Genomic DNA, 12,879 nt, shown 5'->3' with positions numbered 1-12,879 from the left:
ATTCTAGTAGGAATATATCTTTATTAGTTATTATCATACCGCATTCTGTCCAGTTTGGATAATACGGATTCCTGATAGCCGGTTCTATGTTTTTACTTATGACGGGAAAACCAGTGACGGGTGACAGGGAAACAGAAGGACAGCAAGAGGCCGCCCCCCTGTTCATCTGAACCCGGTGCGGCGGCCTCCCATAAAAGACAGCGGATACTCCTACTCTCCAACCTTTCTCACGATCAGATCGTAGGTTCCGTCTTCATTATCGATCAGTTTCAGAATCTGGTGTCCCTCTTCCTTTACGCTGCGCGGAACGTTCTGCACCGGCTCGCCGTCGTTCATGTGAACAGAAAGGATCTGTCCCTCGTCCAGCTCCTCCAGCGCAACCTTTGCCTTAACAAAAGTTACCGGGCAGACAACGTCTGTAATATCCACGGTGTCATCAATCTTTATTCCTGCTTTTTCCTCAGCCATTTCAATCCCCTTTTCTCTTACTACTTCTTCTGCAGATCCGGACGAAGCTTCCAGTCCGTCAGTTCCAGCGGTTTGGAGGCCTGTGCATGTGCCTCTTCCTCGCTTGTTGCATAAACCTTCCGGATCATCGCGTCAAACTTATCCTCGCCTTCTCTTGCGATCGCAAACTGCAGACGGTCTCCCGGCTGTGCGTGATCATGGAAGAACTGGATCGTCGCATCGCACATCTGAATCAGCTTATCGTGACTCTCTACAAACGGTGTGAGCTGACGTCCCTTATGGAAGTGATTTCCGTACATTCCGCCAAAGCTCATGATGTATCCAGGATGCTCCTCATAAGCATCCATCGGACATGACTTTGCGCAACGGCCGCAGTATGTGCACTTATCCTGGTCGATGGAAATCTTTCCGTCCTCCAGCGAAACCGCGCCCTCACGACAGGCTTTTACACAGACACCGCACTGAATGCATTTATCCGGAATCCACTCAACACGCTCCGCGCCTTTGATTCCGATATCGTTTTCCTCAGTCTTCAGGCAGTTGTTCTGGCATCCGGTGATACCAAACTTGAACTTTCCCGGAAGCTCCTTCGCAAAATATCTCTGGTCAATTTCCTCTGCCAGCTCATAGGTGTAAATGCATGCACTCGGACAGGTATCCGCACCCTGACAGGCTGTCGTTGTACGGACACGCGGACCGCAGACAGAAGGCTCTACGTTATACTTTGCCAGCTCTTTCTTGATTTCCTCGATATCCTCCAGCTTCATATATGGAATTTCCAGGGACTGACGCGCTGTCAGATGTACATAGCCCTGGCCGTATTTCTCTGCGACCTTAGAAACTCCAATCAGCTGTTCCTCCGTCATCTTTCCGCCGATGACATGAACTCTCAGTGCAAACCGGTTCTTCTGCTTCTGGCGCATCCATCCGCCTTTTTTCAATGCTGCATAATCTGTTGCCATATTCGGTTCCTTTCTCTTCTTCCGTGACAAAAAGCAAACGGCCAAGGGGATCAGCCCTCAACGATCTGCAAATCTTCCTTTGTCGATACCTTATCCTCAACGTGGAAGGAATTCAGCACCGGATGACTGTCATCCATCAATGATAATATTAGATAACTTGCTTTGCCGTCAAATGCCAGACGGATATCTTCCTGAGAAGATCTGGACGGGCTCTCCGGATGAGAATGCCAGTTTCCCAGCGGCTTCATGCCGTTTTCTCTCATGTCCTTTACAGCCTTCAGCTGCTCCTTCGGATCCAGAGAAAAATGCTCGTTGCTGTGGTCCAGATTGGTCAGAAGGTAAACCTTCTGAATTTCTCTGCTGCCGTCTTCATGGTCAATTCCTCCAATCAGGCCGCAGGCTTCATCCGGTTTTTCTTTTCTGGCATGCTCCAGTATTTTTTCATAATCGCTTTTTTTCAATGTGATTTTCATTTCACTCTTGCCTCTTTTAATTTTGTCCCGGCTTCCACTCGCAGGCTGGCTGCTCATAATCGATCAGTTTGGTAATGGTCGGATGATCGGAGCATACAGCGCATCCTTCTCCGCGCGGCGGAAGGTTGATGGTGTGGAATTTCATTTTCAGTCCGTCAAAGGTCAGAAGCTTTCCGACCAGAAGATCTCCGGCTCCGGTCAGATACTTGACAGCTTCCAGGGCCTGCAGGGATCCGATGGTTCCGGCCATCGCGCCGATGACTCCGGCGGACTTGCAGGTCGGAATTGCGTCCTTCGGCGGCATGGTCTTGAATACGCAGCGGTAACACGGTCCCTCGTGTGGGATGACGGTCATCAGCTGGCCGCTGAAACGCAGGATTCCGGCGTGAGAGAATGGCTTGTTGGCCATGACGCAGGCATCGTTGATCAGAAATTTGGCTGGGAAGTTGTCTGTTCCGTCCAGAATGAAATCATAATCCTTGATGATGTCCAGGATGTTGCTGCTGTCGATGAACTGATGGTAGGTGACAACCTCGACATCCGGGTTGATGGCACGCATCGTTTCTGCAGCGGATTCCACCTTCGGACGGCCGACATCCGCCGTTGTGTGAATGACCTGACGCTGAAGATTGGACAGGTCCACAACATCTGCATCGACGATACCGATTTTTCCTACTCCTGCTGCTGCAAGATACAGAGCGGCAGGTGCTCCGAGGCCGCCCGCGCCGATGATCAGAACACTTCCGTTCAGGAGCCTTTTCTGGCCCTTGACGCCGATTTCTTTCAAAATGATATGTCTGGAATAACGCTCCAGCTGTTCATTGGTGAAACCCATTATCTTCCACCTCCCATGAAGTACAGGAACTCAACGACATCGCCGTCGTGCAGCTGCTGTGTGTCAAAATCCGCGCTCTTTGCGAACTCTTCGTTGACGGAAACGCTGACGTACTCCGGCGTCTCGACATTTTCCTGTGCGATGAGTTCGGAAATCGTGATTCCGTCCTTAACTTCCTTCTGGTCTCCTGAAACTGTGATCTTCATGATTTTTCCTCCTGAACCTTATGTTTCTCTATTTCTGAATTGAATCCTTGTTATCTCTTACTGGTCCGCCTGCTTTACGGCCTGCGTGAAATCTTCAATCAGGTCTTCCGGATTTTCGATTCCCACGCTGACCCTCACCGTATCTTCAAAGACACCGGCGGCTTCTTTCTGTTCTTCTGTATTATGAATAAATATCGTGGAAGAAGGATGAATGGCCAGCGTCCTGAGATCGCCGATGTTGCTGGCGATCACCACGCACTTCAGCGCATCCAGAATGCGGAATGCCTTTTCCTTTGATCCCGCACGGAAAGTCAGGATGCCTCCGCCTCTTCCGCGGAACTGCTTTTCCACAATGCTCCGACAGGGATGTTCCTCAAGGCCCGGATAACAGACCCTGGAAATTCCCGGAAGCTTCTCAAGAGCCTCCGCAAGTTTCTGCGCATTGCTGCAGATTCTCTCCATCCTCAGCCCCATCGTTTCCATGCCGACGATATTCATGTAAGCATTTGCCGGCGCCAGACAGCAGCCCAGGTTTTCCCCGAGATCCGTCCGGATCCGCACTAAATACGCCATCGGGCCGTACCTCTTAAACGGCGCCAGTGCCGGATACCGCTTTTCATCCCAGCGGAAATGCGTGCTGTCCACAATCACTCCGCTGATGGAATTCCCCCCGCCATTAATATATTTAGAGGAAGAATGAACAACAATATCTGCACCAAGCGAAATCAGATTGACCAGATACGGCGTCGCGGTTGTATTATCCACCACAAGCGGAAGTCCGTGCGCATGAGCCGTTTCCGCCACGGACTGAATATCCATGACATCCAGCCCCGGATTTCCAATCACTTCTCCGTAAATGACCCGTGTCTTCTCATTAATCAGCGGCTCGATCGTTTCCGGCGTCAGTTCCTTCACAAACCTGGTGCGGATACCAAAATTCTTAAAATCGTCGAACAGACCGATTGTCCCGCCGTACAGGCCGCTGCAGGCAATAATCTCATCGCCGCTGCTGAGCATATTCAGAAGCGACAGCGCTACCGCAGCCATTCCAGAAGAACAGGCCGCTGCTCCGCCGCCGCCTTCCAGCTCATTAATCCGCTGCTCAAAGGCAGAAACCGTCGGATTTCCGACCCGGGTGTAGGCATAGCCCATCGCCTTGTGCGAGAACACCGCCGCGTGCTTCTCTGCAGACTCAAACTGAAATGCGCTGACCTGACTGACCGGCGGAAGCGTCGCGCCGTCCGCATACGGCTTTACCGACTTCCCGTGCAGAAGTTTCGTATCAAAATTCATGCTTCCTCCTTTCCTTTTGCTTTTTGTCTATAAAGCAATACCATCTTACCACTGCATCTGTATACATGGTTATATGAACTCTCGATGCCTTGTTATAACCCGGGATTATAACGAAGCATCCTGGTAGTGCTCCAGCTTATCAAGATAAATCTCGCCCAGCCGCGAAAGCTTGGCGCCCTTATGCCTGAGATATCCGATCGTCATCTGCTCCGATTCTTTCAGCGGAATCGCCGCATAATCCGTACCATTCAGCTCCTCACTGATGATGCCCGAGCATAAGGTGTAGGCATTCAGCCCCACCATGAGATTCAGCATCGTTGCCCGATCATCGCCCTTGATCAGCTTCTTATACTCATACGTACTCTTCATCTCTTCCGCAAGGTAGAAAGAACTGTGACTGCCCTGCTCGAAAGCCAGGCACGGATAATCCTGCAGATCCTCCATCGACAAAATCTTCCGCCCGGCAAGAGGATGTCCTTTCCATAAATATACGTAAGTGTCACAATCCAGAAGCGGCTCAAACACCAGATCATTCTCCCGGAACATCTGCTTCAGCACCGCCTCGTTGAACTCCGAAAGATAGAGAATTCCAAGCTCACTCTTGAAATTGTGGACATTGCGGATAACCTGATACGTCGTCGTCTCATGGATCGCAAACTCATACTCCGCCATGCCGACTTCCTTCACCAGCTCCACAAAAGCCTTGACCGCAAAGCTGTAATGCTGGCAGGACACAGAAAACTTCTCCTTGCTGTCCTGTTCCAGATAACGCTTCTCCAGAAGCGCATACTGCTCAATGACCTGACGCGCATAACCCAGAAACTCTTCCCCGTCCGGCGTCACCTTGATGCCCCGGTTCGACCGCAGAAAAATCGTGATTCCCGCTTCTTCCTCGATCTCCCGGACCACTGCCGAAAGATTCGGCTGCGAAACATAGAGCTGCTTCGCGGCCTCATTCATCGAGCCCACATCCGCAATCGTAATAATCTGCCTCAGCTGCTGCAGCGTCATCCGCAATCCCTCCCTTCATGATTTCCCCTCCCGGGATCTACTTTCCAGAGCCTGTTTTCATGATCTTCCAGCCCTTCCGGGCATCTCGGCCTTTCCAATATTCCCGGTCCCTCCGATTCACCCAGACTTTCAAATTTTCTTATTCTCCAGGATCCACCCGGCTTTCAAATTTTCTTGTTTTCCAGGATCCACCCGGCTTTCCCGACTGATCACTGACCATTTATAAACCCGGTAAACCGTAGCAATTATACATACTTCCCTAGTAGGTAATTAACTATTAGGGCTAGATTACTACAAAGCCAGGGAAAATTCAACCGTAAAACCCAATTTTTTATCAGAAAAGTTGTTTTTACCTCTGTCCTTCTCCAGAAAGAAAATAATCGTTACCAATCTTAACGTGTAACAGGAGCGGCAAAATCCTCACCTGTCAAGATGATGAAACGCCAATGCTGCCTGATGACGAGTTTTGAGTTGATGGATGACGGGTTCTAAGTTAATGAGATGACGGATACCAAATATTCGGATAATTAGCTGACGCTCTTCCATACCTCTTTCCTTCAGCACTTCGCCCTGCCGAAAGGAAATTCATTACTTTCCTTTCGGCAGGGCATCATCCACGGCAGAAGGAACAACTCATTTTCTCCTAATACATAATCTCTCTGTCCGACCAGGATTCATGGCGGATCAGGTTGAAGATGACGATGTACATGAGAATGACAAAGCCTATGAAGAAGCCGGTGGAGCGGGCTGTTCCCCGCATGGCGCAGAAATCGTAGCTTCCGTGAAGAAAGACAGCCAGAATGTAGCCAACAATCAGGTTGACGGTTCGTTTAACTGGCTGGCGGCGGTTTGCGGCATATCTGGCTCTTCCGTAAAATACGCCGAAAACAACTGCGAATCCGAGATGCCCCGGGATAGAAAGCACGGCTCTTGGAAGTGCAACAGAAAGTCCGAAAGAGAAAACGTATTTAATATTTTCGAGGGCGGCGAATCCGAGAGAAGTAAACGCCGCGTAGACGATGCCGTCAAAACGATAGTTGAATTCCGGATTTCGCCAGGTCAGACGGGCCATGAAGAAGTATTTTGTTCCCTCTTCAACGACCGCAACGACCAGAAAGGCCAGAACCGCAGTATAAGCCGGCGTGTTGGCCTTCAGCCCACTGGTGTTCAGAACCGCTTCGCCAATTGTTTCTAATACAATAGAAGCGATGACGGCCAGAACGCCGCGGCCTACGCATGCCCACAGCAGCCGCGGCGATTCTTTCTCCACAGTATCTTTTTTATAAATATAGCGCATCAGAACTACCGCCGGCAGAACCGCTGCGGCGACATAAAGAGCAATAATCTGGTTCGTCAGTGAAATTACAAAAAACATAATAAATCTCCATGTTTTGTCTGCTTCATACAGCGAACCTGTCTGTCTTTCCGCTTACAGATTCGCAGCATTTTCGGATTATTCCGGTTTTGGCAGCGGCGGTTTATTATCGGGCAGCAATGTCCAGGCCGTTCGCCGTGGAATAAGCCCGCTTCATTACCGTCATCATTCGTCAGTGCGCCGAAATCTTCTTCCATTTCTTTCAGCACACTTTCCGTCTTCTCGTCCATGTTACCGGGAAATACAGTGTATCATATCCTGTCCCCGTACACAAACAGCCCGGCGAAAAACGCGCAGGCTGGCCGTCCTTATAATCGTGTTTTCAGACATTGTGATTTGTAAACGCATCAGAAATACAGAGTATACACAGGTTATCCTCTCACTCAGCCACAATTCACCAGATGCATTTTTTCAATAAAAAAGCCTGAGCAGAAGAGGAGCGGACAAGCTGCTCACCTTCTGCCCGGCTGATTTTATGGAAACATTAAACTATGTTTTTCAGCGGCGTTGTTTATTGAACGCGATTATTATGCAGTATACCGGAGTCACAGTCCCCGTCACTCGTTTCCCACACACTCGCCAATGCACTTACCGACTTGTTTCCCGGCACATGCTACGCAGTCTCGCCCTTGCGGGCAGCTTTTGGCGAACGGATGAGAATCGTCAGGACCAGCGCGGCGGCGGAGAAGAGCAGGATCATGAAGAAGGTCCGCATGTAGGAGCCGTTTCCGACCATTGGTCCCAGGTAGGAGGCTGCGATCAGGTTCAGGTTGATGACGCTGAAGTTCAGGGCGTAATTCTGTCTGCCGAAGAAATGCGCGGTGAAGGCGGAGTTGGTCGGGGTTACACCGCCGTAGGCCAGGCCCACGACGATGAATGCTGCTGCCAGTGCGGCAAAGGATCCAGTCTGCCAGGAGAGCATGAGCAGGAGTGCCGCGGCTGCGGTTACGATGCAGACGGAGACCATGGTGACCCGATAGCCTTTCATGTCGAACAGCTGGCCGAAGATCACGCGGCCGATTCCGTTGAACACGGAGACGATGCCGGCGATTGCGGCTGCTGCGGTCAGGCCGGTGTGCAGGACTTCCTGTGCGTATACGGTCGAACTGTTGATGATGGAAAGGCCTGCGGCGCTGAGAACGATTGCCCAGAGGAAATACAGCCAGAAATTCTTTCTTTTCAGCATCTGCTGTGCTGGAATTTCTTCAACGGCGGCATCGGTGCGCTTTCCGCTTCCGGACAGCTGTTTCAGGAAATCTTCGCCGGCCGGTCTTAAGATGAATGCGCCGGCAATCATCATGATGCCGAACACGATGCCAAACAGGCGGAAGGTCGCCCGCCAGCCGAGTGCGGAGATCATGGATGCGCCTGCTGTTCCGAGCAGCATGCCGCCGAAGCCGAATCCCATCAGGGTAATTCCGGAGATCAGACCCTGCTTATCCGGGAACCATTTTACAACGGTGCTGATTACTGTGTTGTAGCCAAGACCGACGCCGAATCCGCACAGTCCGCCGTAGGTCAGATAGATTCCGGCAAGGCTGTGAATCGTCGAAGCGCTGAGAAATCCTGCAGCAAGAAAGGCTGCGCACAGGATCATGGTCAGTTTTACTCTGCTTTTCCGGTTGATGATTCCGGAAACCAGACCGCCCAGACAGAACATCATCATGGAAATGGAGAATGTGACAGACAGTTGGGCGCTGGACCAGCCGAATTCTTTTGCCAGCGGAACACGGAAAACCGACCATGCGTAAATCAGTCCCAGGAAGAGGAGCAGTACAACTCCGGTGATGAGATAAGCCCACCTTTTTTTCATATTTTTATTATAATTTTCTGTAATATTCACTCTTTTACCTCCCACTGAGGGTTTTCGAAATGCCCTCTGACGGTTGACAAAAACGGTCTCAGGCCTCACACAGGCAGACATCTGCAGGCTTGCGGTTTACGACGCGTCTCAGGGCGTTTTAGAAGCCGTGTGAGAGCTGTCCCCGCGGGAATGCGGTTTACGGGGTTCCTCCGCCTTTCTGCGGCCTGTCTGTATTCAGGAATCCTGTTTTCTCTGCACTCCTGCAGGTAACAGAAAAGAGTCTCCGCATCCGGAGGACTCTTTTCCATTACTCACACTTCGTATTTTGATTGATTCTATCTATCTTAATAATGTATGTATAGAAGACGGCATTCTGTCTTCTATATAGAGGAGTTATCTGTTATGTTTAACGCTTGTTGGAACGTCTCCAGATTTTCTGTTCTTCTGCCGCGGCGATCAGTTCGTCTCTGACTTCCGGATGGGCAATGGCAATCAGCCGCTCAGCGCGCTCCCAGGTGCTGTGTCCCTGCAGCTGCGCGGTTCCGTATTCGGTCACGATGATCGGGGCCTGCGTACGCGGCGTAGTGATCACATTTCCTTCTGTGAACTTAGGGATGATGTTGGAGTGCTTCTTCCCTTTCTTATCCGTAAATACGGATGGAAGCGTCAGGAATGCCTTTCCGCCTTTTGAGCGGTAGGCGCCGGTGACGAAGTCCAGCTGCCCGCCGGTTCCGCTGATCTGGCGTGTTCCGACCGTTTCTGAGCAGACCTGTCCATACAGATCGACATTGATGCATCCGTTGATGGACACGAAGTTGTCGATGGACGCGATGGTTTCCGGTTTATTGACAAAAGCCATCGGGGCAGAGAGGATATCTGTATTCTCGTTCAGAAAATCGTACAGCTCACGGGAGCCGTTGCAGATGGAGAATACACCTTTGCCGCGGAGAAGTGTCTTTTTCTTATTGGTAATCTTACCTGCCTGATAAAGCTTCAGATATCCGTCGCTCATCAGCTCGGTGTGCATGCCCAGGTCTTTCAGATCGGATTCGGCGATCAGTGTTCCCAGGGCATTCGGCATTCCGCCGATTCCAAGCTGCAGGGTGATTCCATCATGCAGGAATGGAAGAATCTGTCCGGCAATCTTCTTATCAATCTCGGTCGGAGCAGGGCTGCCGACTGTAGCGATATGGCTCTTGCTTTCAACAATCATATCCACGTCACGGACGTTAATATGGTCATTTTCCATGCCGTAGATGAACGGCATCTCCGGATTAACCTCAGCGATAATCGTCTTTGCCGCATCCAGCATCTCCTGCATGCAGCAGTTGGTCAGGCCAAAGCTGAAGTTGCCGAAACGGTCCATCGGGGATACGGTAACCATGGCGACATCGACCGGTGCAAATCCGTTCTGATAATAGGATCCGCAGTCCCGGAAGAGCATCGGCATATGATATGCGCGTCCCTGATCTACGTAATGGCGGTCGATGCCCGAACAGTGCCAGAGATTGTAGGTAAAGGCCTTCTGCTCTGGATCCTGCTCGACTACCTGAACTGGCTGCATGGAGATCGCATTTCTGACTTTGACGTCAGTCAGTTCATCTTTTCTCTTTGCAAGGGCGGCATCCAGATCTGTCGGGAAAGAACAGGTCTGGCTGTAATCTACCCAGTCGCCGCTTTTTACGCACTTGACGGCTTCATCAGCCGTGCGCAGTTTTTCCTGATAAATCTTCTGAATGTCCATACCCATGACTATTTCTCCTGTTCTCTTGCAGCCTGTCCGATTTTCAGTCCCTTTTCAAAGGCCTCATTATTCAACGGAACCAAATGCGGTCTCTTGGCACCGATCTTATGCTCAATCGCGTGAAGAATGACGTCCTTGGAAATCACCTGTGTATATCCGACGTACACGCCCAGCATGATGATGTTCAGAACCTTGGAATTTCCCATTTCCAGGGACATCTCGGTAACCGGAGCTTCTACGATATGAATATCGTCTCTGTCCGGACGGGACTTTACGATGGATGTGTTCAGGAACAGTGTGCCGCCTTTCTTCAGCTTTCCAATGAACTTCTCCAGGGAAGCGTCATTGAAAATAACGAGGTCGTCGACCTGATCCATAACCGGCGCGCCAATTTCATCATCAGAGATTGCGACATAGCAGTTGGCTGTGCCTCCACGCATTTCTGCGCCGTAGGAAGGGAAATAGGTGACCTTCTTATCGGTTGCATCTGTCGTTCCCTGCGCAAGCAGAGTTCCGAACATCATGACTCCCTGTCCGCCGAATCCGGCGGCAATCAAATCTCTTTCCATTACTCTGCCTCCTTCTCATCTTTTGATCTGTCTCTGTATACGCCCAGCGGATATTCTTTCAGCATGTCGTCCTTAAGGAAATCCAGTGCCTTCAACGCGCTGAGTCCCCAGTTGGTCGGACATGATGTGACAATCTCTACCATGGAGAAGCCTTTTCCGTCAATCTGATTCTGGAATGCCTTCTTGATGGCTGCCTTTGTCTTTCTGACATGAGCAGGATCGATGCAGGTTGTACGCTCCAGATAATATGGTCCAGTCAGCTGGTTCAGGATTTCGCACATATGCATCGGGTAGCCCTGGCCCTTTTCCGGATCTCTTCCGCCCGGCGTGGTTGTGGACTTCATGCCCAGAAGTGTTGTCGGAGCCATCTGGCCTCCGGTCATTCCGTAAATTCCGTTGTTGATGAAAATAACGGTGATGTTCTCGTTACGGTTAGCGGCATGCATGGTCTCTGCCAGTCCGATGGACGCCAGATCTCCATCACCCTGATAGGTATAGATAATGGAATCCGGGTTGGAGCGCTTCATGCCTGTTGCCATGGCGCAGGCTCTTCCGTGCGGGGAAATTGTTGTGTCGTAAGAAACGTAATTCTGTCCCAGTCCGCAGCAGCCAACGCCTTCTGCACGGACGAGTCTATCCATAATTCCCAGTTCTTCAGCAACTTCACCGATCAGCTTATGAACGGTGCCATGCATGCAGCCCGGACAGAAACCAGATACTACATCCTTCTGAATACCCTCTGTTCTTGCGTAAACTTTTTTCATCATGTCTACAGCACCTCCTTAACCAATGCGTGAGCTTCTTCCATGACTTTTTCCTTGGTCATAATCTGTCCGCCGGAACGCAGGCACTCATGAATCGGAAGTCTGTCCTGAACGGCGTATTCCACATCCCACTTCATCTGTGCAGGAATGGACATCTCTACGTCCAGAATGCCCTTTACGCGGCTGTAGTCCAGATTCTTGAAGACGTCATACGGGAATGGAGAAACGGTGATCGGACGGATCAGTCCGGCCTTGATTCCTTCTGCACGCAGATCCTTTACGGCTGCCTTGGAGATTCTGGCGGAAATGCCATAGCTTGCCAGAATAATCTCTGCATCGTCTGTCATGTATTCTTCGCAGCGGATGTCCTTTTCCCAGGTCTTGTACATCTCTGCTGCTTCAATGTTGCGGATTTCCTGTCCGCTGCCGACTCCGCCCGGTTTTCCGAGCTTTCTGTCAGTGATCGGATGGCCGATAATAGCCTTTTCATAGTATTTTGCCTTCAGAACGGCAACTTCCTCATCACTCTTCATGTCCGGAAGAACGACCGGCTCCATCATGGTTCCGAGGACTCCGTCTGCCAGGATCATAACCGGGTTATCGTCACGCTCTGCCAGGTCGAAGGCTTCGTAAACCATGTCTACGCATTCCTGAACGGTGGACGGTGCCAGAACGATCATGCGGAATCCTCCGTTTCCGGATGCCTTGGTTGCCTGCAGATAGTCCTGCTGTGCCGGCTGGATGGCTCCGATTCCCGGGCCTCCTCTTACGACGTTGACAACAACTGCCGGGATTCTTGCGGATGCCATGAAGGAAATTCCCTCACTGTACAGGCTGATTCCTGTACTGGAGGAAGAACTCATGGAACGTGTTCCGGTCTGTGCGGAACCGTACAGCATGTTTACGGACGCAACTTCACTCTCGCCCTGAACAAAGTTTCCGCCGACTTCCGGAAGTCTTCTCGCAAAGTATTCCGGAATTTCGTTCTGCGGAGTAATCGGATAACCTGCGAAGAAACGGCAGCCTGCTCGAACGGCGGACTCTGCAATGGCTTCGCAGCCTTTCATGAATATTCTTGCCATGATTATGCCCCCTCTTAGTTTTCTTCTCTGTATACTTCAATTGCTGCGTCCGGACATACGATTCCGCACTGCGCGCATCCGATGCAGTCTTCCGGACGTGCCGCAACTGCATACAGATAACCCTTGGCGTTTACTTCTTTTCCAAGCTCCAGTACATTCTTCGGACAGTATTTCACGCAGTAGCCGCAGCTCTTGCAGCTCTCGATCCGGATTTCGACCTTGCCTTTTGCCATTTTCCAAGCCTCCTCGTCTCACACATTGAAGATTATTCATCCTTCCGGACGCTTTCGTCC

At 50.9% G+C, this 12,879-nt stretch carries 14 protein-coding genes; all 14 read right to left on the bottom strand.

What is annotated here, in order from left to right:
- Nucleotides 1-210: 210 nt before the first annotated feature.
- The gene (locus ACI77B_RS04835; protein WP_409337629.1) at nt 211-468 is read right to left on the bottom strand and encodes a sulfurtransferase TusA family protein; all 258 of its coding nucleotides are present in this window, start codon (nt 466-468) and stop codon (nt 211-213) included.
- 20 nt (nt 469-488) lie between these two features.
- A complete protein-coding gene (locus ACI77B_RS04830; protein ID WP_409337628.1) occupies nt 489-1,430 on the bottom strand; it encodes a 4Fe-4S binding protein in 942 nt (313 codons plus the stop codon).
- A gap of 50 nt (nt 1,431-1,480) precedes the next feature.
- Complete coding sequence (locus ACI77B_RS04825) at nt 1,481-1,903, bottom strand: M67 family metallopeptidase (protein ID WP_409337627.1); 423 nt, start codon at nt 1,901-1,903, stop codon at nt 1,481-1,483.
- 16 nt (nt 1,904-1,919) lie between these two features.
- Nucleotides 1,920-2,738 carry a thiazole biosynthesis adenylyltransferase ThiF gene (thiF, locus tag ACI77B_RS04820; RefSeq protein ID WP_409337626.1) on the bottom strand — a complete coding sequence of 273 codons (819 nt, stop codon included), beginning with the start codon at nt 2,736-2,738 and terminating at the stop codon, nt 1,920-1,922.
- Nucleotides 2,738-2,944: a sulfur carrier protein ThiS gene (gene thiS, locus ACI77B_RS04815; RefSeq protein WP_409337625.1), complete on the bottom strand. Its 207-nt coding sequence runs from the start codon at nt 2,942-2,944 to the stop codon at nt 2,738-2,740. Before thiS ends, thiF begins: the two co-directional genes overlap by 1 nt.
- A gap of 57 nt (nt 2,945-3,001) precedes the next feature.
- Nucleotides 3,002-4,237 carry an O-acetylhomoserine aminocarboxypropyltransferase/cysteine synthase family protein gene (locus ACI77B_RS04810; RefSeq protein WP_409337624.1) on the bottom strand — a complete coding sequence of 412 codons (1,236 nt, stop codon included), beginning with the start codon at nt 4,235-4,237 and terminating at the stop codon, nt 3,002-3,004.
- 105 nt (nt 4,238-4,342) lie between these two features.
- Nucleotides 4,343-5,248: a LysR family transcriptional regulator gene (locus ACI77B_RS04805; protein ID WP_409337623.1), complete on the bottom strand. Its 906-nt coding sequence runs from the start codon at nt 5,246-5,248 to the stop codon at nt 4,343-4,345.
- A 643-nt stretch (nt 5,249-5,891) separates the two neighbouring features.
- Entirely contained in the window at nt 5,892-6,623 is a 732-nt protein-coding gene (locus tag ACI77B_RS04800; RefSeq protein ID WP_409337622.1) for a PrsW family intramembrane metalloprotease, read from the bottom strand.
- Nucleotides 6,624-7,236: 613 nt separating this feature from the next.
- The gene (locus tag ACI77B_RS04795; protein ID WP_409337621.1) at nt 7,237-8,466 is read right to left on the bottom strand and encodes an MFS transporter; all 1,230 of its coding nucleotides are present in this window, start codon (nt 8,464-8,466) and stop codon (nt 7,237-7,239) included.
- A 367-nt stretch (nt 8,467-8,833) separates the two neighbouring features.
- Entirely contained in the window at nt 8,834-10,177 is a 1,344-nt protein-coding gene (locus tag ACI77B_RS04790; RefSeq protein WP_409337620.1) for an acetyl-CoA hydrolase/transferase family protein, read from the bottom strand.
- Between the two features lie 2 nt (nt 10,178-10,179).
- A complete protein-coding gene (locus tag ACI77B_RS04785) occupies nt 10,180-10,740 on the bottom strand; it encodes a 2-oxoacid:acceptor oxidoreductase family protein (RefSeq protein ID WP_178264450.1) in 561 nt (186 codons plus the stop codon).
- Nucleotides 10,740-11,504, bottom strand: coding sequence for a thiamine pyrophosphate-dependent enzyme (locus ACI77B_RS04780; RefSeq protein WP_409337695.1), 765 nt, complete (start codon nt 11,502-11,504; stop codon nt 10,740-10,742). Before ACI77B_RS04780 ends, ACI77B_RS04785 begins: the two co-directional genes overlap by 1 nt.
- 5 nt (nt 11,505-11,509) lie before the next feature.
- Nucleotides 11,510-12,586, bottom strand: coding sequence for a 3-methyl-2-oxobutanoate dehydrogenase subunit VorB (vorB, locus tag ACI77B_RS04775; protein ID WP_409337619.1), 1,077 nt, complete (start codon nt 12,584-12,586; stop codon nt 11,510-11,512).
- 14 nt (nt 12,587-12,600) lie between these two features.
- A complete protein-coding gene (locus ACI77B_RS04770) occupies nt 12,601-12,819 on the bottom strand; it encodes a 4Fe-4S dicluster domain-containing protein (RefSeq protein ID WP_178264452.1) in 219 nt (72 codons plus the stop codon).
- Between the last annotated feature and the right edge of the window lie 60 nt (nt 12,820-12,879).

The organism is Eubacterium sp. F2 (genome assembly GCF_046244355.1).
GTDB lineage: Bacteria > Bacillota > Clostridia > Peptostreptococcales > Anaerovoracaceae > Aminicella.
This window is presented reverse-complemented; position numbering and strand designations above follow the sequence as displayed.

Bases quoted from the DNA above. Each gene is read 5' to 3' on its own strand.
- ACI77B_RS04835 (WP_409337629.1), bottom strand. From the start codon at position 468: ATGGCTGAGGAAAAAGCAGGAATAAAGATTGATGACACCGTGGATATT.
- ACI77B_RS04830 (WP_409337628.1), bottom strand. From the start codon at position 1,430: ATGGCAACAGATTATGCAGCATTGAAAAAAGGCGGATGGATGCGCCAG.
- ACI77B_RS04825 (WP_409337627.1), bottom strand. From the start codon at position 1,903: ATGAAAATCACATTGAAAAAAAGCGATTATGAAAAAATACTGGAGCAT.
- thiF (WP_409337626.1), bottom strand. From the start codon at position 2,738: ATGGGTTTCACCAATGAACAGCTGGAGCGTTATTCCAGACATATCATT.
- thiS (WP_409337625.1), bottom strand. From the start codon at position 2,944: ATGAAGATCACAGTTTCAGGAGACCAGAAGGAAGTTAAGGACGGAATC.
- ACI77B_RS04810 (WP_409337624.1), bottom strand. From the start codon at position 4,237: ATGAATTTTGATACGAAACTTCTGCACGGGAAGTCGGTAAAGCCGTAT.
- ACI77B_RS04805 (WP_409337623.1), bottom strand. From the start codon at position 5,248: ATGACGCTGCAGCAGCTGAGGCAGATTATTACGATTGCGGATGTGGGC.
- ACI77B_RS04800 (WP_409337622.1), bottom strand. From the start codon at position 6,623: ATGTTTTTTGTAATTTCACTGACGAACCAGATTATTGCTCTTTATGTC.
- ACI77B_RS04790 (WP_409337620.1), bottom strand. From the start codon at position 10,177: ATGGGTATGGACATTCAGAAGATTTATCAGGAAAAACTGCGCACGGCT.
- ACI77B_RS04785 (WP_178264450.1), bottom strand. From the start codon at position 10,740: ATGGAAAGAGATTTGATTGCCGCCGGATTCGGCGGACAGGGAGTCATG.
- ACI77B_RS04780 (WP_409337695.1), bottom strand. From the start codon at position 11,504: ATGAAAAAAGTTTACGCAAGAACAGAGGGTATTCAGAAGGATGTAGTA.
- vorB (WP_409337619.1), bottom strand. From the start codon at position 12,586: ATGGCAAGAATATTCATGAAAGGCTGCGAAGCCATTGCAGAGTCCGCC.
- ACI77B_RS04770 (WP_178264452.1), bottom strand. From the start codon at position 12,819: ATGGCAAAAGGCAAGGTCGAAATCCGGATCGAGAGCTGCAAGAGCTGC.